At 42.1% G+C, this 23,397-nt stretch carries 17 protein-coding genes; all 17 read right to left on the bottom strand.

Annotated features, from left to right (window positions below):
• The gene (locus ACFQ1C_RS03855; RefSeq protein WP_379557218.1) at window positions 1-1,200 is read right to left on the bottom strand and encodes a nucleotide sugar dehydrogenase; all 1,200 of its coding nucleotides are present in this window, start codon (window positions 1,198-1,200) and stop codon (window positions 1-3) included.
• 279 nt (window positions 1,201-1,479) lie between these two features.
• Entirely contained in the window at window positions 1,480-1,989 is a 510-nt protein-coding gene (locus ACFQ1C_RS03850) for a glycosyltransferase (protein WP_379557217.1), read from the bottom strand.
• Complete coding sequence (locus tag ACFQ1C_RS03845) at window positions 1,986-2,414, bottom strand: hypothetical protein (RefSeq protein WP_379557216.1); 429 nt, start codon at window positions 2,412-2,414, stop codon at window positions 1,986-1,988. The genes ACFQ1C_RS03850 and ACFQ1C_RS03845 overlap by 4 nt, the downstream gene beginning before the upstream one ends.
• 54 nt (window positions 2,415-2,468) lie before the next feature.
• Window positions 2,469-3,332 (bottom strand): glycosyltransferase family 2 protein, encoded by an 864-nt coding sequence (locus ACFQ1C_RS03840; RefSeq protein WP_379557215.1) that lies wholly within the window; start codon window positions 3,330-3,332, stop codon window positions 2,469-2,471.
• Between the two features lie 762 nt (window positions 3,333-4,094).
• Window positions 4,095-5,972, bottom strand: coding sequence for a PglL family O-oligosaccharyltransferase (locus tag ACFQ1C_RS03835; protein WP_379557214.1), 1,878 nt, complete (start codon window positions 5,970-5,972; stop codon window positions 4,095-4,097).
• A gap of 572 nt (window positions 5,973-6,544) precedes the next feature.
• Window positions 6,545-8,200 carry a glucose-6-phosphate isomerase gene (gene pgi, locus ACFQ1C_RS03830; protein ID WP_379557213.1) on the bottom strand — a complete coding sequence of 552 codons (1,656 nt, stop codon included), beginning with the start codon at window positions 8,198-8,200 and terminating at the stop codon, window positions 6,545-6,547.
• Between the two features lie 343 nt (window positions 8,201-8,543).
• The gene (locus tag ACFQ1C_RS03825) at window positions 8,544-9,707 is read right to left on the bottom strand and encodes an exopolysaccharide biosynthesis polyprenyl glycosylphosphotransferase (RefSeq protein ID WP_379557212.1); all 1,164 of its coding nucleotides are present in this window, start codon (window positions 9,705-9,707) and stop codon (window positions 8,544-8,546) included.
• A 937-nt stretch (window positions 9,708-10,644) separates the two neighbouring features.
• The gene (locus tag ACFQ1C_RS03820) at window positions 10,645-11,838 is read right to left on the bottom strand and encodes a nucleotide sugar dehydrogenase (protein ID WP_379557211.1); all 1,194 of its coding nucleotides are present in this window, start codon (window positions 11,836-11,838) and stop codon (window positions 10,645-10,647) included.
• A 1-nt stretch (window position 11,839) separates the two neighbouring features.
• Window positions 11,840-12,805 carry an NAD-dependent epimerase gene (locus ACFQ1C_RS03815; RefSeq protein ID WP_379557210.1) on the bottom strand — a complete coding sequence of 322 codons (966 nt, stop codon included), beginning with the start codon at window positions 12,803-12,805 and terminating at the stop codon, window positions 11,840-11,842.
• Entirely contained in the window at window positions 12,802-13,947 is a 1,146-nt protein-coding gene (locus ACFQ1C_RS03810; protein ID WP_379557209.1) for a glycosyltransferase family 4 protein, read from the bottom strand. The genes ACFQ1C_RS03815 and ACFQ1C_RS03810 overlap by 4 nt, the downstream gene beginning before the upstream one ends.
• Window positions 13,948-13,967: 20 nt before the next feature.
• Window positions 13,968-15,137, bottom strand: a complete 1,170-nt coding sequence (locus ACFQ1C_RS03805) for a glycosyltransferase (RefSeq protein WP_379557208.1) — start codon at window positions 15,135-15,137, stop codon at window positions 13,968-13,970.
• Window positions 15,138-15,343: 206 nt separating this feature from the next.
• On the bottom strand, window positions 15,344-16,573 hold the full coding sequence (locus tag ACFQ1C_RS03800) for a hypothetical protein (protein ID WP_379557207.1): 1,230 nt from the start codon (window positions 16,571-16,573) through the stop codon (window positions 15,344-15,346).
• Window position 16,574: 1 nt separating this feature from the next.
• Complete coding sequence (locus tag ACFQ1C_RS03795) at window positions 16,575-17,807, bottom strand: O-antigen ligase family protein (protein ID WP_379557206.1); 1,233 nt, start codon at window positions 17,805-17,807, stop codon at window positions 16,575-16,577.
• A gap of 741 nt (window positions 17,808-18,548) precedes the next feature.
• Window positions 18,549-18,695, bottom strand: a complete 147-nt coding sequence (locus ACFQ1C_RS03790) for a hypothetical protein (RefSeq protein WP_379557205.1) — start codon at window positions 18,693-18,695, stop codon at window positions 18,549-18,551.
• A gap of 151 nt (window positions 18,696-18,846) precedes the next feature.
• Entirely contained in the window at window positions 18,847-19,842 is a 996-nt protein-coding gene (gene wecB / locus ACFQ1C_RS03785) for a non-hydrolyzing UDP-N-acetylglucosamine 2-epimerase (RefSeq protein ID WP_379557204.1), read from the bottom strand.
• A gap of 85 nt (window positions 19,843-19,927) precedes the next feature.
• Entirely contained in the window at window positions 19,928-21,952 is a 2,025-nt protein-coding gene (locus ACFQ1C_RS03780; RefSeq protein WP_379557203.1) for an acyltransferase family protein, read from the bottom strand.
• Complete coding sequence (locus ACFQ1C_RS03775) at window positions 21,945-23,324, bottom strand: polysaccharide deacetylase family protein (RefSeq protein WP_379557202.1); 1,380 nt, start codon at window positions 23,322-23,324, stop codon at window positions 21,945-21,947. Before ACFQ1C_RS03775 ends, ACFQ1C_RS03780 begins: the two co-directional genes overlap by 8 nt.
• Window positions 23,325-23,397: the final 73 nt, after the last annotated feature.

Below are 23,397 nucleotides of genomic sequence, written 5' to 3'. Positions count from 1 at the left end.
TCAGTCACTTCCAAATAAATCGCGGGTATACACTTTGCCCTCTACATCCTGCAGTTCTGCAGATGGCCGGTTGGCTACTATTACATCCGCCAATTTCTTAAATTCCGCCAGGTTATTGACTACACGGGAGTGAAAGAACTCGTCCTGTTCCAGTACCGGTTCATACACAACTACTTCTATACCCTTGGCCTTGATGCGCTTCATCACCCCCTGAATGGCAGAGGCGCGGAAGTTGTCGGATCCGGACTTCATTACCAGGCGGTAGATGCCCACCACAGGAGAGTGTTGAGTGTTGAGTTTTGAGTGCTGAATATTCAACCGCTTTAAAATACTGTCGGCGATAAAGTCCTTGCGGGTACGGTTGGCGTCCACTATGGCCTGAATGATGTTGTTGGGTACTTCGTTATAGTTGACCAGCAGTTGTTTGGTGTCTTTTGGCAGACAGTAACCGCCGTAGCCAAAGCTTGGATTGTTATAGTGGCTGCCAATGCGCGGGTCCAGCCCCACCCCTTCTATTATCTGGCGACTATCTAGGCCATGTGTTTCGGCGTAGCTATCCAGTTCGTTGAAGTAGGCCACACGCATGGCGAGATAGGTGTTGGAGAACAGCTTTACCGCCTCTGCTTCTGTGCTATTGGTATAAAGCACCGGCACGTCTTTTTTAATGGCGCCTTGCAACAGCAAGTTGGCGAAGGTTTCTGCTCGTACAGACTGTTCGCCTACAATAATACGGGAAGGATACAGATTGTCGTACAAGGCTTTGCCTTCACGCAGAAACTCAGGGCTAAAGATAATGTTGAGTGTTGAATGTTGGGTGTTGAGTTGTTTAGTAAAACCTACCGGTACAGTAGATTTAATAATCACTGTGGTTTGTGGATTAATAGCGGCAACATCTTGTACGACGGCTTCGACACTGCTTGTATTAAAATAATTTGTTTCTGGATCGTAGTCTGTCGGGGTGGCGATCACTACAAAGTCGGCATTGGTGTAGGCTTCTTCCTTGCTCAACGTAGCACGAAAGTTGATTTCCCTATTTTGCAGAAAATCGCTTATATCCACATCCACAATAGTGGATTGGCGATCATTCAGCATTTTTACTTTTTCGGCAACAATATCGATGGCAACAACTTCGTTGTGCTGCGCAAGTAGCATAGCGTTAGAGAGACCAACGTAGCCGGTTCCGGCAATAGCTATTTTCATAAGTTTATTTTCTTTCAAGAGGCTTGTATCTGGTCGATTGAAGTCGACCCTATGTAGTTCTGTCAATACAGGGGGAAAACCTGACCGAGTTTGAGTGGCGCGAGCATATTCAATATTGGCCTGCATTTAGCTGATCGAATGTGATATAGTGTAATTTTTAATGCGCGGCAGCTCGAATCACCTTGAAAGAATCACCTTGAAAGCTCGGTAATATCACGACCTTTTTTGTATTTCAACCTGCACCAATATCACTTGTTCTGCAACATTGAAGGCTCTCAGCTATAAACTCAATAACAAATCATTTAAACCAGCAGCAAACTTTTTCCTTTCTAAGGACAGTTCATCTTCTGAGCAAGTAAAGCTATTTAATGTCTGTATAATTTCTGGTAGTTCTCTCACGAGCTCTGACACTGAAAAAAAGGTAGGAATGGAATATATTTTTGATATTGCATTGGCACTATCCACTTGGTGGTTATTTCTATGCTCTCCATACTTAGATAACCGAGGAAACATAACAAATGGCTTCCCTTTTTCTAAACAAGTTATAACATTCCCCATTCCAGCATGAGTAATAACCAAATCTGCACTATCAAAATAAAACCTGAAGTCATCCGATGTAAATAAGTCACTAACCTTATGTAAAGGTAGTTTAGATAGTACTTCAACATTACTATCTGGACCTGACTGATAAGTAACAGACCAGTCTGGATGGATAGTTACTAATGCATTAACAACTTCGTCTAATCTTGAAAATGGAAATTGTGTGCCTGCAGTAACAAAAACATTCATAGCAAGCGCCCTAAGTATTGCACTCGACCCCTGGCTAGCTCAGGCCACTGAGTTAGCACCCGGCTAGAAAACAAACAAGAAATTCTACCAGAAAGAGAAAGCCGCTTACTATTAGCTATGCTATCGATCCATATCGTTTTTTTTCCCAGTATAAATGCCGCAAACAATAACAACACCCCAGGTGCAGCTCCCGTGCTGATCACTACATCAGGCTGGGTTTTTTTAATAATTTTAAGAGCCTTGGGGAATTGAATAAGACCTTTATAAAATTCACGAACACTAAAGTCACCAATCGAGTGCGCACTACCTTGAACCAGATTGTTTGATGTAGTGACATATGTTTTTTCATGTCCGTCAAGCAACTCAGATATACGTTTCAGTTGAACCCAGTGCCCACCGAAAGATGCCACCAACAATAGTTTCAAAATAATATCACTTTGTAAAATTCAAAAATTATAAAAATAACAGCAACACTGTCATTAATTAAATCTTGCCTTAACCTTAATGTATTTAAACAACTTAAATAACTTTATATATCCCCACACAAAAACAGCAAAAACCTTTTCTTTAAAACTCATATCTGGCCTGCGCAATAAAGAGGCAAGATCATTTATTGCAACATCAACAACTTGACGAAACCGTGCTAGCTTGTCTGTTTTCTTGTTGATCGCGACGCTACCAAGAGCTACTCGATTCGCTTTTTTTAACAATTCAGATAATGAATTTCTTGCAGGGTGCCTCACAATAGCTGCCGAAGAATAAACAATAGAAGAACCAGCAACGGAAGCTCGTCGATTCCATTCAAAATCTCCACCAGAAAGCAAAGAGTCATCAAACATTCCATACTGTTCAAATAGCTGCCGATAGACAAATAAATTTGCCGTTACCGAAACACCTTTATTTACATTACTCTCTTGACGGAAGGCGAATCCCTTTTCATAACACTCAGCTGCGGATAAAGGATATCCAGTAAAAAAAAGTTCAACCTTTCCAGCTACGCGTTCCACTTTGTCACTACTTGTAAGCGCCTTCACTCCCTCCTCAAGCCATTTTGAGTCGGGAATACAGTCAGAATCAAGAAATGCAACGACATCCCCTTTCGCAATTTTAAGCGCGGCATTGCGTGCGGCATATGAGCCAGGCTTATCTTCATCAATAACAACAGCATTCTCGGGAACAATAAAGTCAGCATTAATATCATCAGGTGCGTTATTGACAACAATCACTTCGAACCATGATTGATTATATGACTGAACAGACAACCCATTAATACACAGCTGCAGCCTATCCCAATCATGGTAAGTTGGAATAATTACCGACACAAAAATTTGCGAAGTACTCACATCGCCACCTTGCCTTTATTTAAAATCATAAAAATAAAAAATTACGGTCCAACTAGCATGCCAGATCAAAAAAGACATAATAGAGTAACAATACCCCAACCTAGATGAAATAGCGTAACGCACGCTACAAAATCTAGTTACACGGCCTCACTTCTTGATAGCAATTTTTTGGCCGTATAACAAACTTCAGGCACGCTACCGCCCGTAGGGTTCAGATGGCTAATCCCCAGGGCCGTTTTTAATGTTCTCATTTGCTAAAATTGCCTCTCTGGTGAAAGCAGTTTTAGTCAAAGGTGCGTAAGTTTACGGGATTTGATGAGTAGTTAAAACCCTATGTCTAAGATGGGTATTTTCATTGAGTACTTTACCGTCATATCGAACATGTTTGGTATCGTGTTTAGCACTTGTAGTTATGGATGACACGCCCCCTACAAACCACACCGCCCTTTGTTTAGCTTGGCACTGGGCGCTAGCACTATGTTTATGCTTCACCGTTCAAAGGTGATCCTGACGTGCGTCAGGATGACGGCATAAGTCCAAGATCCAAGCTTGCGTCAGGATGACAATATCTGCAGTTTCTGCTTTATCTGTTAACCATCAATATCTCTCTTTAATGCTATCCCTATCTTTTCGTGGATTTAGCGGGTTGCGTTGCAAAAAAGATCTTATTTTTCAGGTGGTTTCGACTACGTCGAAATGCGAGAACAAGTGTTCGCCTACTTGGTTGGTGAAGCGTGAAGGGAACAGCTGAGTGCCGGGCGCTTAGTAATAGGTTGCGGCCCCGACTGGCTGCGTCAAATTATGGAACACTCTGGGTGGCTCACCCGCCGCTAGCTGCGCTTTTAACTGCTCCACTGCCGGGGCTTTAAACAATCTTTGATGCGGATATTCCAATTGCAAACGAGCAACTAAAGCATCAGCTGCCGCAAACTTCTCAGTAGCAAATTTTTCTGCCGCCAATAAGGCCACCACATGGTTATGCAACAGCGTGGTGCGTGGCAAACGAGCAATCACGGGGTTCGACCACTCTAAATAGGCTTGAATAGCCGCAGCGTCTTGCTCAGCTAATGCCGCTTTTAACGCCACGCTATGGCGATATAACGCCTGACGATCGCCCCAAAACCACGGGTTCCATACTGCGTCTAACCGCGCAGGCTCGCTAAACTGCCCTCGCTGATACTGCGTTAACTGATAAACAGTTTGTAGACCTGTGGCCATATACAACACCGTCGTACAGCCCACCACCAGCAACCCCACTCTCAATATTGCTAAAAATATGCCGCTGGAAGCTATCTCTAACTCTCTTCTGGGCGCTGGGCGCTCGGCGCTAGGCGCTGCACTTCCCCCATCAAAATACCACACCACCACCAGTAGCCAAATCCAGTGCACACTGGAATGCCCTAACGGATATTCCGACATTAAATGGGCAAATAGCGGCAAGCATAAAGCCAGCATGGCTAACCGCTCACCGGCACTTAGCCGCCAACCAACCCGCAATACGCCCCACGCTAGCAGCAGCCACGCCAGCAGAGTGATAACGCCACCTTCCGCCCACCACATTAAAATTTCATTATGGGGGTGAGCTAGATTACCCGGCATAGCTGGTACTACGCCACTGGTGGCCAATAAGCGCCCGGCTTCGGCATAATAGGCAGGCTCAAACTGCCCATAACCCACACCGAGCCATAAATTCTGGGCAATCATCCCTAAGGTAGTTTGCCAAATTTCGTAGCGCACACCCAACTCGCCATATACCGCCAAGGCACGACGGTGTAAATCAAAGTGCAATAATAAAGCCAACCCTGCACCGGCACTACATAGTACTAGGGCTAACAACACACCACGCTGTAAGCGATTGGTTAAGCGCATCCAGCACACCGGTAATAACAAACACAACCCTGCCAGCAAGCTATATAAACCGGCACGACTTTGCAGCAATACCACTAATACTAAACCGGCAGCCGCTACCGCCGAACACCATAGCCACCAACGCCAATGTTCACGCCCTGTTCCGCCAGCGCGGCGTACCAACAAATACAACGCCAGCAATACGCCAGAACCCACAAAGCTCGACATCACATTGCGTTGCATAAAAATGCCGTAGGGGAAGCGCACCTTGGTGTTAAACATAAACCAGTTATCTGCAGGCAATACAAAAAATTGCACTAGCCCAAAGCCAATTTGTACGGTAGCCAGCATTAACAAAGTGCACAGCAAAAAATGCCGTTGCTCGGTGTTAAAGCGACACTGCTGTAATAACCAAAACAGCAGCACGCCTGCCGTTAACGCCAGCAAACGCGGCAGCGCCTGCCAATAGGCAGCACTTGACTCGTCAATAACTAGATACCGGGGCGAGCCCGGCATGACGGCAGAAGAAAACAGCGCAAACAACCAAGGCAGCCACAACACCAGTGCTGCTAAGGCAAAACATCGCCCCAGCTCACTACTCACCCACTTAGGCTTTAGAGCTCTTGTACTCGCAATAAACACTAAGCCCACGAATAGCCAGGTAATGGCATTAAACGGCAAGTCTAAATTGCTACCGCCCAAATGATGAATAAATACATGCTGGCCAACCAGCGCCCAGATAACAAAAAGGGCCAGCACCCCACGGCCCGGCCCTTGCCACACTTTATTCATAAAAACTCCAAAAGCTATTTTTGCCACGGAATCCACAGAAGAACGCGGAAAAGTGGAAACCCAACCAAGTAAATCTTATGGGTAAGACCAAGCCTTTCGAGCTACGGTAAGCTTCGGCTTTCTATTTGCAGTCATGCCGGGTTCGCCCCGGTATCTAGCTCTGGCTATTAAGACCAAGGGCGAGATCCTGATTTTCATCAGGATGACGGCTGTTTTAACCCCAATAAGATCCCTTTTCGCCCTTATCTCATCTTAATTTTTCTGTGCATCTCGTAAATAAAGAGGCGCGTTCTTCCGTGGCAAAAAATATTTAAGATCTAGATCTGCCACGGAATACACGGAACCCACGGAACAATAGAGATCAAATCTGAAAAAAATATCTTATGGTTAAGAACAGCTCTTAGATCTAAAACCTAAACCGAGATCCTGACGTACGTCAGGAAGACGGCTATAAGTACGAGCTTCTGATAATCATCAGGAAGACGGCTGTTTTAACCCAAAAAAGATCCTTTTCGTACTTGTTCCATCTTAATTTTTCCGTGCGTTCCGTGTATTCCGTGGCAAAAAAATCTTTAATTTTTAGGCGATCCACCCCAAAGCTTAATCTGTGCAATCAAACCGTTGGTGGCGCTATCATGCGCTGTTGTTTCTGTTTCGTCTGCTAAGTCGTCTATCAAGCGGGCGGCGAGTTTTTTGCCCAGCTCTACGCCCCATTGGTCGAAGCTATTAATATTCCACAGCACACCTTGTACAAAGGTTTTGTGCTCATACATCGCAATGAGTGCGCCTAGGTTATAAGGCGTTAGCTCATCACACAAAATAGTAGTACTAGGTCTATTACCGTCCATCACCTTATACGGTGCCAGCTTAGCTACCTCAGCCGCATTTAACCCTTCCGCAGCTAGCTCTTTAGCTACATCGTCATAATTTTTACCAAAGGCCATGGCTTCGGCTTGGGCCAGCATGTTGCCTAATAACTTGCGGTGATGCTCAGGGTAACCATAAGCCGATCGCGCAAAGCCAATAAAATCACCCGGCACGGCTTGGCTGCCTTGGTGTAATAACTGAAAAAACGCATGCTGCCCGTTAGTGCCCACTTCACCAAAAATAACAGGGCCAGTGTTATAGCTCACCTTCTCTCCCTGATTATTCACGCCCTTGCCGTTAGATTCCATGTTGAGCTGCTGCAAAAAGGCCGGAAAACGCTTTAAGTCTTGGCAATACGGGAACACCCCTTCGCTACGCAGCCCCAACACATTAATGTTCCAGATGCTCAGCAGCGCCATTAGCACCGGAATGTTCTGCTCGAACGGCGCGTCTCGCAGATGCTCGTCCATCGCATGGGCACCAGCCAATAACTGTTCAAACCGTTCAAAGCCCAGCGTGAGCGCTATTGGCAAGCCAATGGCCGACCACAGCGAAAAGCGCCCGCCAACCCAGTCCCAAAACTCAAACATCTGCTCGGCGCCAATACCAAAGGCTTGCACCGCCTTGGCATTAGTCGACACCGCCACAAAATGCTTGTTTACCTGAGCCGCATCGCCGCAAGCGGCCAAAAACCACTCGCGTGCCGCCCGCGCATTAGTCATGGTTTCGTCAGTTGAAAATGTTTTAGACGATACAATAAACAAGGTGCGCTCGGCATCCACTTGTTGCAACACCTGAGCTAACTGGGCGCCATCCATATTAGATACAAAATGCGCACGAATGCCCTGGTCGTGATAACAAGCCAATGCCTCAGTCACCATAGCCGGACCTAAGTCTGAGCCACCAATGCCAATATTGACTACATCGGTAATCGACTTGCCGCTAAAGCCACACCATTCGCCTGAATGTACTCGCTTACAAAATGCTTTAACACGTGCAAGCTCATGATGCACAAAAGGCACCACATTGGTGCCTTTTAGGTTAACGCAAGCATCGGCCGGCATCCGCAGTGCCGTATGCAAAGCCGCCCGCCCTTCGGTATGGTTGAAACAGTTATCGCCAAACAAGCCGTTAATAGCAGTGCCTAAATCCATATCCCGCGCCAACGCACACAACTGAGCTTTAACCTCAACCGACAAATGTTGGCGAGAAAAGTCCACTTGCATATGCTCGCCAAAGGGCACACAAAATGCAGAAAAGCGGTTTGCATCTACTGCAAATCGCTCATTCAAACTCAGTGCCCGCTCTTGTGCCTTACGCTCTTGCAACGCCAAAAACGCCGGCTGATCCAACAAACCCATCCGCAACTCTCTTTTTTATAATTAGATAAAACCTTCTTGGCCACGGAATACACGGAAGCGCACGGAAAAGTAAAGACCAAACCAAGGGATCTCTATGGGTAAGACCTTACAAAATAAAAAGTATCTTTCGGCTGTTGCTCTACTTCCGTGTCTTTCCGTGACTCTCATAGCAAAGAGGTGTGGCAAAAAATCTTTAGCTCTTAAGCTTCATTCAACATTCAACATTCAACATTCAACATTCAACATTCAACATTCAACATTCAACATTCAACATTCAACATTCAACATTCAACATTCAACATTCAACATTCAACATTCAACATTCAACATTCAACATTCAACATTACCTAGCACCGCTGCCGGTTAGTACTGTTTTTATAGTTTTAAATATAATTAATATATCCAACCATAACGAATAATTTTTAATATAATAAAAATCATATTCAAGCTTCTTTTTCATTCCATCTACTTCGGCTGCGTAGCCTTGTTCAACTTGTGCCCAGCCTGAAATGCCGGGTCTAACTATGTGCCGATAACTAAAGAAAGGGACATCTCGCTCGTACCAATCGGACAAAGACTTAGACTCTGGCCTAGGGCCAATAAAGCTCATATCACCTTTAATTACATTAAATAACTGCGGCAGTTCATCAATTCGATATTTACGAATAATTTTTCCTACTTTCGTAATACGAGGATCATCTTCACCTTCAGTAAAGCCGCGCCCTTTCAAATCTGTACGCATACTACGAAACTTGTAGACCTTAAAAAGTTTACCTCTAAACCCCATGCGCTCTTGCACAAAAAACGCAGGACCATCACTGTCTTTTTTAATCCAAACAGACACCAATAACAGCACAGGCAGCAATATCGGCAATAAAATAAATGCTAATGTCAAGTCAAAAAGTCGTTTGAAATTGGAGTAAAAAGCTGAAGGTAACAAAGAACCAAACTCGTTCTCAGATAGGTGGTTAATTCGCACTCGGCCCGTTAACGACTCTAACAATTGTTTATAGTGATATACAGGCACACCATTAAGCGTGCACTGCGCTAAAAATCGTTGCCACTCAGCAGGAATATCTGCATGTAAATCTGCAGCCACTGCATCAATACGCTCACCCGTTAAATTTGGTGTAGTGAGTGTTAACCACTCCACACCTTTTACACCATCTAATCGCGTTGCTTTACCCAAGGGCAAAAAAGCAATTTTGGTTTGATAGCGACTAATGACCAAAAAGTAACTTAAGAAGAAAAATAAACTATTTGCGGCTGCGGCAGAAAGAATATAGTAAACAGAATAATCAAGCTGTAAACCAAAAAAAACCAACATCAGACCGCCATACCAAGTAAGAATGGTCGGTAGAATGTAACCAGCAGAAAAGCACCCAGGATAACTCAACACGCGGCGCAACGTAAAAAACGCCCCCGTATAAGTAATGACCTCAAACATAAAACCGGTCACATGGCTTGCGGTGGGTGCAGTAAAGCCTTCAACACCCCAAGTCAACATTCCGGGCAGCGTGACCACTAGTAAAAAGCCGACCGCATATCGACAAAACAGGCAGTTCAACAACCGTTGGTGCCACTGCGTATGACTCTTGTTAATTATTATTTCCATGCTCTTTTCACAACTTATATAGTTAAAAATAAACTTAAAAAATTAATGTAAGATTATTAAATACAAATAGTTAGATTAGCTAACAAACTAGCATTTAATAATCAACATCACCCTTAACTCATTAATCCACCAACTCATTAACGATACAAATTATAATACCGACTAACAGTTAAAAACCTGCCACATTAAACCACATCGATTAACTTCAGTGAACCACTATAAGCTAACCAAAATCATCTTCGCCACGGCTCTTCACGATACAAGCACGAAACCCAGAAAAATAAAGATGAGATAAAATAGAAAAAACCTTATTGGAATGAAAACAACCGCCACCTTGATGCACATCAGGATCTATCTCACGCCGTCATCCTGACGCACATCCTGATCTCGTACTTTTGCCGTCATCCTGATGAAAATAAGGATCTGGTTTTTAGGCCTTAATAACAAAAGCGAGATACCGGAGTAAATCCGGTATGACGGCAAAGTGCGGTGTACGATGTTATACCGTCATCCTGATGCACGTCAGGATCTATCTCACGCCGTCATCCTGATGAAAATCAGGATCTGGTTTTAGGATCTTGATCTTGTAAACAAACGCTTACTCTCGCATTTCGACGTACTCGGAACCTCAAACCAAGATCTATTTTCGCCACGGAAGAACACGGAATCCACAGAAAAATAAAGACCAAAACAACCATTGATTAGATAAAATCTTCCATAAGATAAGTTTTTCTTGTCACGCTTCGACCGTGGTTACGGTGAATTCCGTGGCGAAGAGGTCGGAGGTTCTGAGTATTTAAAAGCAAGTTTGCGGAAAATCCACATTTATTTACGCATCAGTGCCAAAAAGATCTCGGGTGTAAATTTTGCCCTTAACATCTACCAAGTCTTCATTAAGGCGGTTAGCTACTATCACTGCACTTAACTGTTTAAATTCATTTAAATCAGTAATCACTCGAGAATGATAGAAATGAGGTTCTTTCAGCTCCGGCTCGAAGACCACGACTTCAATACCTTTAGCTTTAATACGTTTCATTATACCTTGAATTGCAGAAGCCCTAAAATTATCAGATCCTTCTTTCATTACTAAACGATAGATACCTACAATCGGACTTTCTAGACCGGCGACTTGTTTAATGATTCGCTCAGCGATAAAATCTTTACGGGTACGGTTAGCCTCTACAATAGCGCCAATAATATTATTAGGTACTTGTTCATAGTTAGCTAACAGTTGCTTGGTATCTTTAGGCAAGCAATAACCACCATAACCAAAACTAGGATTATTGTAATGATCACCAATACGGGGATCTAACCCTACCCCTTCAATAATTTGTTTGGCATTCAATTCATGCGCTTCAGCATAGCTGTCTAGCTCATTAAAATAAGCGACACGCATCGCAAGATAAGTGTTAGAGAATAGCTTAATTGCTTCAGCCTCTGTGCTATTAGTAAACAAAGTAGCAACATCTTGCTTAATTGCCCCTTGCTGCAACAAGTGAGCAAATACTTTTGCCTCTTCGGTTTGCGCCCCTACAATAATACGAGAAGGATATAAGTTATCGTACAAAGCTTTGCCTTCACGCAAGAACTCAGGGCTGAAGATAATTTTGAGTTTTGAATGTTGAATGTTGAGTTTTTCTTGCAGCTTTGCTGTAAAACCAACTGGTACGGTAGATTTTATGATCACAGTGGCACTGGGATTTAATTCTGCCACATCATCAACCACAGCTTCTACACTACTGGTATCAAAGTAGTTGGTTTTAGAGTCGTAGTTAGTGGGAGTAGCTATTATCACATAGTCGGCTTGGCTAAAGGCAAGCTGCTTATCTAACGTAGCGGTAAGATTAAGTGACTTATTTGCTAAAAAATCACTAATTTCTGTATCTTCAATAGGGGACACTTTTTTATTAAGCAGTTCTACTTTCTCGGTTATCACATCTAAGGCTACTACCTCGTTATGCTGAGCGAGTAACACTGCATTAGATAAGCCCACATAACCTGTGCCAGCCACTGCAATCTTCATGTTATATCCTTCTGTATTTTTTATACCAATCAACAAACTGTTGTATGCCATGCTCAATTTCAGTTTGTGGTTTATAACCCACAGCGGTTTCTAAACGCGTGGTATCTGCGTAAGTACGCTCCACATCGCCCGGTTGCATGTCTAACATAATTTTTTTGGCAGTCTTACCGGTGGCAGCTTCTATTGATCTAATAAATCGCGATAGCTGAATGGGCTCGTTATTGCCTATATTAAATAATGAATAAGGGATATCTCCCTCTGGCACTACATCTTGAATGCGAAGTACGCCTTCTACTATGTCATCAATATAAGTAAAATCGCGCATCATTTTGCCGTGGTTAAATACTTTAATAGGCTGATCATTTAAAATGGCTTCAGTAAATAACCATGGTGCCATATCGGGTCGTCCCGCTGGGCCGTAAACGGTAAAAAAGCGCAAGCCAGTAGTAGCAATACCGTATAACTTTGAATAGCTATGCGCCATTAGCTCATTGGCTTTTTTAGTCGCGGCGTATAGCGATACAGGGTTATCCACTTGATCGTCTTCGCTAAATGGTATCTTGTCATTCATACCATAAACAGAGCTAGAAGATGCATATACTAAATGTTGCACCTTGTTATGACGACAGCCTTCTAAAATAGTCATCATGCCTACTAGATTGCTATCTACATAAGCAAACGGATTTTCGATAGAATATCGTACGCCAGCTTGTGCAGCTAAATGAATGACTCGCTCAAACAGCTCTTCTTTGAACAAATGAGCCATGCCATCGCGATCAGCTAAATCCATTTCTACGAACCGGAAACTTTCAAAAGATTCAAGCTGCTTTAAACGCCATTCTTTGAGCGCTGGTTCGTAATAATCATTGAGGTTATCTAGACCAACTACATCATGGCCTTGCTCTAATAGTCGCTTGGCCACATACATGCCAATAAAACCGGCGGCGCCGGTGACTAGGTATTTCATGCTGTTCTCTCTAACGTTTTATAAATATTCATGTGCTGCTCTACCACCTTATTCACATCAAACACATCTTCAGCAAGTTTACGCCCTGCCTTGCCCATTTTGTGACGCAAAGCTTCATCTTCAATCAATGTTTGAATGGCATCGGCCAATGCAACAGAATCTTTTATTGGTACTAATAAACCGGTTTCATTGGGGGTGATAGCGTCACGGCAACCTGGCCAGTCAGTAGTGACGACAGCACGACCGCAAGCAGCAGCTTCAATAAGCACTTTAGGTAAACCTTCGCCATAAAAGGACGGCAAACTAACGATATTGGCTTGTGTAAACAGTTGCGGGATGTCTGTTCGGTAGCCTAAACATTCTACTAAGCCTGCCTGTTGCCACTCATCTAGTTGTTGTTGAGTAACGGTATTAGCGTTACCTGCATCTGGCTCACCAATTAGCCAAAATTTGGCTGCTACACCACGCTCTTTTAATAAACGTGATGCCTCCACAAATTGCTCAACACCTTTATCTTTTAATAAGCGTGCGGCAAAAGCGATAACAGGCTGACTATTATCAGACTCTGGTAAATAAGGATACTGATTTAAGTCTGCCCCAGCGCCTCGAATAACAGTGATTTTGCTCTCGGCCAAGTTAATCCAATCAACCAGTGCTTGTTTGTCATCTTTATTTTGAAAAATAACATTCTGGTTTTTATGACCAAACGCAACTTTAAATAACGAATATAGCACCGCGCGTAGTAACTTAGTCTTAAAATTACTCTGGCTAAAGATAATACCTAAGCCCGCCACTGCAGATACTACGCTAGGCACTCTCGCCAAACGAGCTGCTATGCTGCCATACAAATATGGCTTAATTGTTACTAAGTGCACTAAATTCGGCTGAATCGCTTTAAATATTTTAAATATTCTGGCAATTGCCAGCCATTCGGTAAAAGGATTAACACCCTTACGGCTCATCGGAGCTTGATGATAGATAAAACCATATTGTTCGAAATCAGCGGGTTTAGGATCAGGGCTTACAATATGAACTTCATAGCCTTGGTGTCTAAGCTCTTGAGCGATAGGAAGACGGTGAGAGAGAAAGTAAGTAACACCATTTAATACCATTACAAAAACTGGATTTTTTTTAATATCCACTATCAAAAACCTTTGTATAGTTATCTTTCATTGTTGCTTATTAATGCTTTAAACTGTTCAATAAAAAACTCATACTTTAAAAAGTTTTCAGCATAATACTTGCTTGATTCCTTAAACTCTGTTAGGGATGTATTTGGAGAGAGCAGACTCAAGATACCGTTAGCGATTGAATCTTCATGCCAATCAACCAAATAGCCCGAATTGGAATCAGAAACAAATTTTTCCTGCAGTGCCACACCATTACTTGCTAAAACGGCTAAACCCGCACCCATATATTCAGCTAGTTTAGTTGGAGACATCTCATAGTTTTCGTCATTAGGTGGCACTAAGCTTAATCCTACATCACAGTGCGACAAAATATTAGGTATAGCTAATCGAGATACAGGTCTAATAAAGTGAATTACTTTATCTTTAATAAGCTGTTGTACCTGACTCATTTTGACTAACCTTTCCTCATCTTCATCAGTTGCACCTACGAATAAAAATGTTGCTTCGCCACCCTGTTGTACAACTTTTTTTATTCCCCTTAAAATCACTTCTTGTTGGCGTTTCGCTGCATGCGTACCTATATAAACGAATACTGGCTTTTTCATTTCATCAAGCGGTAAAATAGAGCTATTGGTGTTACTTACAGGTAAATCACTCATTAAAGGTATATAGTGCGAATAACTCGCATTCGGACAGTATTTCTGCGCTCTTAACGTCCCAGCTGGAGACACACCTGTAACCGAATCAACATTTCGCCCTGCTATTTGATATAAAAACCGTGCAAAAAACCGCATTACATGATTACCACTATAACGCTCATGCGGATAGCTACTTTGAAATACTAATTTGCAATAGCTACCTTTTGTTATTGCTGCTGACAACAAATAGATAGGCTCATTACGAACCCATACAACCACTTTACGCTTCTTTTTCTGGTGATGCTTGACTAGTTTAGTTATCGTATTAACAGCTAAAAAAAAATTAATTACTCTACCTACACCTCTCCTCTCATAAAGCAATGGAATACAAGTAGCATTGAAATATTTTTTTGGTTTTGCATTCTCAGCGGTGCCTTTTGATACAATCAAGTTTACTTTTGCAATCTGATGTTGAGGAACTACACTTGCTAACATACCATCAACAAACGAATGTTCAGGCGGCCAAGCTTTATCAAGTAAAACAATCACTGCTGTATCAATCATTCATTTTAACCTTGTGTTTTTCTAACTCTAATAAAGTAATAGAGCGCTGATGATCAACCTTATATATTTTAACAATCGAGAGTAAAAAAATATCTAGATATATTATATCACATACTATCTCACCTTGAATCAATAACTACTTAGGGTAATAAGCAACTTTATGATAACGCTCACTATCCATTTCAAGGGAACATTTTAATAATTTTTTAATCATTATTATGTGATGTGAGTTTAGATAAAAGATTATGCATTTTATTCCCTTGCACCTCAACACTATAAGGTTCTATAAACCTTTTCGCACTCACGTTTGATTGCGCTTGTAAAACTTTATCTATCCCCCTTTGGGCTGAATATATATCTGAAGCCAAAAACCAATGCTCTAATGGACGAACAATCTCAGCAATTTCACTTGTAGGCGAGCAGAGAGCAAAGCCAGGTTTGCCTAAAGCGATAAGCTGAAATAACTTTCCGGTAACAGTTCCATCATGTAAAGGAGAGCTCTGTAATTTCTCAAGAACTAAAACACCATTACTCTCTATAACCTCTGTTGTCACAATTTTTTGAGTGGTAGGTGGTAGTATTTCTATAATTGATTTATTTGGTGAATTATTTATCAGTTCTTCAAGCTTTCCTTCCGTATTATCTCTTAGCAACCTTAACCTTAACTTTAATATCGGATATTCAGCGGTTGCTTCTAAAACCAGCTTTAATGCCGGTAGCTGATGCTCATAAATGCTGCCAGCGTAATATAAGTAATCCTGTTTTACTTTAGCTTTACCAATATCAGCTATCAAGTCATCTTGTGCCCAACCATTATAAACAGCTTCGAAAGGCATGTTATAAGTGTTTTCTAAATGACTTGCCAAGCGAGCACCAACAGTGACTCTCAATGCTGCTGATTTAAGCAGTTTTTTTTCTTGCTTTCTAGAAAGCCAACGAGCCCAGAAAAAACAGTTTAAATCTTTTGATTCAAAACTATCTCTTATATCTACAACTAGTGGCTTATTAAATTTCTTAGCTAAAAAAACACCTGCACTAAGCGGCTGCATTGGCCCATATGATGCAATCAACACATCGCTTTTTTCTATAGCGTTACAAGCAGCATCGTTAGCTAGTATTTTTTGCAACCACTTATTAGAGCTTAAGTTACGATTATAAAGAGGAATAAACGGTCTAGCCATACCTTTAATTCTTTGTTTTAAGGTAATTCTAGCTTGGCTACCTAAAGCGCTCGTTGCCTCCTGCTGATTGCTAATTGGCAAACAAATAACAGTTTCACCGTTAGCTCCCCTCGCTATACTTTCTGTACCATCACCCGCAGAAATCATCGTGCACTTGTTACCTTTCTTTATTAGCTCTGGAACAAGACCACCCCATCTGCGTGCAGCTACTCTTAAATCTGGTGGATACCTATTTGATAAGATAACAATATTCATATTAAGCCTTTTGGGTAATCTTCATATCTAATTTAACTTTAAGCTCATCTTTAAAGAGTAATGACGATAATGCAATAACAAACGAGATAGGCAAAAGTCCTAAACCACCCACATTATAAGTTCTTACGTAAGTATTTATTAAAAAGAAAACAACTATAGCCAGCTCCCACCGATTATCATAAATCCTTTCAGAATTAAAGCCCACTTTAAAAAAGATAGCACATAAAATAAAAACATAGGTTAAGGTAAAAGACACTACTCCCCCACGTAAAAGCAAAGAATAATAACCAGACTGTATTGATCCTCCTCCTATATCTACTGTAGTAAGCCGTGAAAAGGTATCCACATCACCATAGCCAAACCATGGATTTTTTAACCATAAATTATATGCTTCAGCCCAAATCATATCTCTACTGTTTAAACCTCTTTCATACCTCGAGGCTTCTTGTAAAAACTCTATATTAGAAGTAAAAAAATAAAATGCTAGCAAACTAACAATACAAAAAAACATAGCTAAAATAATTTTTATGCTTAGCTTAGACTTCAGGTAAAATCCAAAAAAAACAAAAGGCAAAGCCCCGAAAATACCAAGAGCCACCCCCCTAGAGGAACCTAAAAAATTAGACATGAACAGCAAAGCGGCAATCAAAATTACACCCAACGAAAACTTATGGTTCCTCAAACTATTTAACCACAAATAGATGAAGAAACATACAGCTTGAACAGTGCTATAATAATTAACATTAAACATTAATCCGGAAGAAGATCTTATGTTAGTTCCAAATATATACCTACCAAGCGCAACATCCTTATAAGGAAGCTTGGTAACAAGGCCGGCAATCATCAATAAAGCAAAGATTCCATTGGCAGTAGCAATAATCAAGACCAACTTAATTAAAACATCTCTATCAGCTAATAGAACTCTCCATCCAAAAAGAATTAACAATATAAAAATAAAAGAATACAATATAGATTGAAAAACAGATCCTAACTCAACTACTGTAGACTGAGTTATTAAGAATGGAATCAAAGAAAAAATTATAAGTGCAATACCATATACTATAATCAACAGACTTTTATACTTCGAAATCAAACTAAACTTTATGGTTAGTAAAAAAATGCCACTTAATGTTAACAGATAACCAACATACAGGCCTACTTTCTGCTCAGTATAAGAAACGGCACCACCTAAGAATATTAATATAAAAGAAATATTTAAAATGTTTGTTTTCATATTTTATATCCAATAGCTCTTATTTTCTAGAAGGGCCGAAGCCAACCTATTGTGGCAGACACTCTAGATGGTCAACGCCAAAATCATCTGTTTCTTCCCATCTTTCGGCGTCGCCTATAACCACCACCATCGCAAGAAACAGTATATCTGACACTTACTCTCTATTTTCCATTGCTGGCGAGGCTCTAACAAGCTGAGTCCATTCACGGTGAGAATACACATTTAAAAGACAATATATGTTCACAACTAGCATTGATCGTCAAAGCGCTAGTGTAATTAGCCCATTTTTATTTAATAAATGCGTAACTTACTATAAAAAGTAGCTACTACTGTAAAAATGAGTTGTTCGCTAAGCCACGTCACGTAGGGGTCAGGGCAAGATTACGAAGAACCGCGCCAAATAAAGGCTTTCAGCTACTTCATGACAACCACACCAAGTTAAAAGTGTTCTTTTTTAGAACACATTCTGTTCATAAACTGTTCATCTCGATGAATCGCAATAAGTTCTAAAGTTTTTTGTCCCTTTTGAGCTCTAATTTTGAAACGATAACCCCCGCAAGCCCAGTAAATCCGCGGGCTTTCGTAATCTTGCCCTGACGTAGGGGTTTTTCGTGCTCTTGCCTTGTATACTTGCCTTTTTGTATTCACTCCTAACTGCCTTGCCGCTTCTAATGTTTTATCAATCTTTTGACCACCTTTGGCGACGGTTCTTTATTTATTAGAGATAAGTAATATAAAGTCTTATATTTCATCTTTATTACTCAACCTTTTGGCGATCCGCTTAGCCGCCACGCCACCACCATACAAACTGTACTCATCTTTTACAGTACGACCAATATTTCGCATCCTTGCTTCAATTATTTTATCAGTATCTGCACCCTTAATCATCCCCTCATATGATCCGCACTACGCTTGGGGTTTGAGAGCGGAGTAGCAAGAAATGACCAAACTCTGACTGCTACCGCGCAACTTAGAAATATGGCCTCACCCTAGGTTCAATGCGGTACTCAGCGGATTTCGGGGTTAGTGCATATTTAGGTTATGCAGCTAACATGGCGCGATCTGCTATTAAAATGAGGGGATTTCTAAGATCTGCACCCACTAATTCATTAGCTCCTACTTCAATCAGTTCAATCCACTCGGTTTGGTCACGCATGGTCACACAAGCTTTGCCGAAGAAGAAGGCTTCTTTTTGCACACCGCCGCTGTCGGTGAGTACTAGGCCGGTGCGTTGTAGTAGCCAAATCATTTCTAAATAACCCACTGGGTCAATTAGGTGAACATTTAGCGTTAAGCCTTGTTCAGCGATGACTTTGCGGGTGCGTGGGTGCAGGGGTAAAACCACAGAAGCTAGGTTGGCGTGTAGGTGGTTAAGTGCTGTAACAATGGCCGCTAAGCGTTCTGGGTTATCGGTGTTTTCAGCACGGTGCAGTGTGGTAAGTATAAAGCCATCGTCAAGCTCAAAGCCTTGCGGCTGGGTAGCTTGTTGGGCAAAAAACTCGGCGCTGTCTTGCATCACATCCCCCACTTGCAACACTTTAATTGGCTTATCATTAAAGCCTTCACGTGCAAGATTAGCTATGGCGGAATCCGTCGGGCAAAACAATACACTGCTGATTTGATCAGTGAGAATACGGTTAATTTCTTCCGGCATCTGCATATTAAAACTACGCAATCCTGCTTCCACGTGAGCTACAGGAATATGTAACTTAGCTGCTGCCAAGGCACCCGCCAAAGTGGAGTTGGTATCGCCATACACCAGCACCCAATCTGGCTGCTCTTTCAACAATACCTTTTCAATTTCAATCAGCATGCGCCCTGTCATGTCACCATGACTACCGCTATTAATATTTAACTGGTAATCAGGACGTGGAATACCTAGCTGCTCAAAAAACACATCGGACATATTAGCATCAAAATGCTGGCCGGTATGGACTAACACTTCCGTTAAACCGTCGGTTTCTTGGATCGCTTTAGATACCACGCTGGCCTTAATAAATTGCGGTCGCGCGCCAATAATTGTCAATACTTTCATATAAAACCTTAATTAAGATAACCACAATGGCGGATACTATTTTCAATTACTTACATTATTTTTTAAGTTAATTTTAAGTTGCCGTTTAATGCGTGAAAACATCACTAAATACTCGCACTAACTTTCTATTACCACGTTCTGTTAAGTGATTATCATCATAATAAAGAGGATAACCATTCTCGGTACCCATACATGTATCATTTTCGCACAGGCCGTCACTGGTGTTTAGCACAGTAATATTTGGACAAGCTTGTGCTACCGCATGCTGTTTTTCAATTACAAACTGATGGCGAGCATAGTACTGCTCCAGTGAAATAGAAATATCAGCATCCTTACCTAGCCGTAGCTTGCGCGCCATCACTCGGGGCACATCAACTGGCATTTCTGGTATGGGATTAACGAGATAAACCTGACGTTTTTTTGCTAGTGTACAAGTTGTGCTCATTAAGCTTTGCTGAAACTCTTGTAAAAAATCATCCGTCGTCGCTTTGGATGGCTGACTGAAGTAAATTGAAGGTGATTGCTGGGCAGATTCAGTTATATTTTGGCTGCCAAACAAGGCTCCCGTCGTACGGTTAACAATAATTAATGGTATATGCGGTGGTATCTGTTGCAGCTTAGTGGCAATAAACTCATTAAACGCTTCACACTTAAGGTCTACTCGCTGTTTTTTCACTCCAAATAAGGTAGGACAACTGGTATAGCTACTACCATATATACCCACATTATTTTCTGTACTATCCAAGGTATTAGCTAACGACGCTTCAGCTGCCGTAAGTGCTGCGGTCATTACGGAACTAGCATGGCTATCACCGACTACAATGGCACGAATATCATTCCCACCAAAGGTACACCAAGGGAAATCATTTCCCCCCATGGAATGACACTCACCTCGGCGCAGATTTACATTATTCACCTCAGCAGCCGCTTGTTCTACAACTTTTGGCATACGGCCGGCTACGCCTTCATCTAGATAAATCCACAGAGTTGGCATTGCAACCAATGCGGCAGCTAAAGCAATACTGACCGGGGATAATATCGGTCCTTTCCCTTTAAACCAATGTCGGGTGGGGTTTTCCACAAAGTGATAGGATATCCCTCCCAACACCAACGATAAAGCTAAGCCAGCGGCGATAAAGACTGGTTCATTGTTAAGCTCTAGATATACTAAGGCAACATATACAGGCCAGTGCCATAAGTACAGGGAATAGGAGCTTAATCCCACCCACTGGACGCTTGCATATCGTGTCCAAGGCAATTGTTGCACAGCCAACAGTATAAGAGCCGTGCCCACAACGGGTAAGAGTGCGTACGTTCCAGGCCAAGCTGTACTAGCGTCAAAAACTAATATCGAAATAGTAATTAATATTAGTCCTATAACATGCATTAATCGATTAACAGAGTCTGAAAGCCTTAAGTAGGGGCTAAGCAAAAATACCATCCCCCCTGCCAACATTTCCCAAGCTCGGGTAGGCAACAAGAAAAAAGCACCCGAAGGATCTTTATTTGTTAATGAGCCAGAAGCCATTAAAGATACAACAAAACCAACCGTTACAGCTGCTAGCAACCATTTTCGGCTAGGTAAAAATCGCCAAAGTAATAACAGTGCAAGTGGCAGTAATAAATAAAACTGCCATTCTACAGAAAGTGACCAAGTATGCAGCAACCACTTTTCATGTGAAGCTGCATCAAAGTAACCCGCTTCTCGCCAAAAGCGTACGTTAGATAAAAATATCAGTGCATATAAGCTATGAGCGCTTAGTAACTTATAGTCACCTTGCGGCAGCGCCCACCAGCCAATTAGTAACAGTACCAGAATGAGTATCAATAATGCTGGAATAATTCTCTTGGCTCGCGCCATATAGAACTTCCAAACATAACCTACCCCCCCCTTATAACCATTCGCTATATCTTTTTTTTCTAGTCTTGTTACTAGAATACTGGTCATTAGAAAGCCAGAAATGACAAAAAAGACATCAACTCCAACAAAACCACCAGAAAAACCAGTAATGTTAAAATGAAAAAATACAACGCTTAGTACGGCAATGGCTCGCAAAGCATTAATGTCATGACGAAAATGGGATGTGGCAGTTTGAGCTTGCTTAGTCATTGTTATTTCTCGTACTTCGGCTGTCTAATATTTGTTTATAAAGTGTCAGATCTTCTTGGTTAGCAAAGTGGCTATTATGCCAAAGTAGCGTGAAGCATCCTTTTACCTTGCGGCATTTTTCTTTAAGTTCTAAAAACTTGCTCTCTGCTTCTTTGCCATAACCTAGCCCCATATAGCGCTCTGCGATTATTGTACATTCCATGGCGATCAATGGGCGGATTCTGATCTTTAAAATCTGCTGAGTGACAGAGTTAAACGCGGGGTACTCGTAACAGGTTCCACAACGAAATCCTGGCAAGTCGGCATAACTTAAGGTTGAGTCATAGCTCATGCCTGCATCGTTCCAGGCTTGTAAGGTCGTTGGATGTTCCCAACGCAGATAGTGCATGCGGCCACCTAATATATTCTGTGATATACCCTCTTCTCGCATTACGGCACGCAAGCGTTCGGCCTCTGCGGCAATTGCTTCGGGGGCTTGATAGGAGTTGTAGCTAGGGTGCAAGCCAATTTCATGGCCGCGTGTATGAATACGGCGCATCAGCTCTCGAATAGCAGGGTGTTCTGGTTCGTAGTCGGCATCTTTACTCGCGTCTGTACGGCCACAAATGAAGTAAAAAGCACTCACTAAGCCATGTTGTTCCGACTGCTCCATGATCCAATCAAAGGTATTGAATGGGTCAGCAGGGTGCAGTTTTTTACTGCTATTCAAGCGTATAAACGGTGCTGTTAATGCACTTTTAAAGTTTTTCCGTTTTAGTACATCACCGGCCATGCCTCTAATCATGCCTTTCGTCGAACTAAATCCGTAGCGACTGGGGGCATCCACATCATGACTCACCTTCATGCTGAACTGATGTTGCTTTAGCTCAACCTGCGGCCATTGCTTTTGGATTACCTGCCCTAATACGTGCAGCCATTCATCTACTACTGGGCGTTCTAGGTAACCGTGTTTAAAGGCGTGTGAACTGGTGGCCGGAAAGCGTCCGTGGTTATCGAGATCGGTACGGTCGATTTCTTCTACTCGGTTTAGCACCCAATAGGTTAAGCCCAAAATATCGTAGTGGATTATTGCTTGTTGGGCTTGGCGCTCAATGAGCGGCTTAGGTAGTGTCGCTACTCCAGGTGCGGGCAAAGGTTCGCCAAGCACACTCTCCCACCATTCGACGCTGGCATCCCACTGGGTAAAGGGCAAGTCGGAGCGAGATTCATGAAACGCTGCTTCTAGCTTAGGGAAGTAAATACTGCCCTGATCGTGATCAGTAAGCGTTAGCATTAATCCATCTTGGCTGGGCTGTAAGTGAAAATTCAAGCCGAAGCGTTCTTCTAAGATAAGACACAGCCAATTAAGAGCGGCGGGAGTGAAGTGAGACATAGAAATTTAAAACCTTTTAGCCAAGGAAAATAGTTTAGCCACGAAATCAACTAAAATATTTTTGCCACAGAAT

This window comes from Oceanisphaera ostreae, assembly GCF_042676125.1.
GTDB lineage: Bacteria > Pseudomonadota > Gammaproteobacteria > Enterobacterales > Aeromonadaceae > Oceanimonas > Oceanimonas ostreae.
The sequence above is the reverse complement of the archived record's forward strand: the minus strand, read 5'-3'. Positions and strand labels throughout refer to the sequence as shown.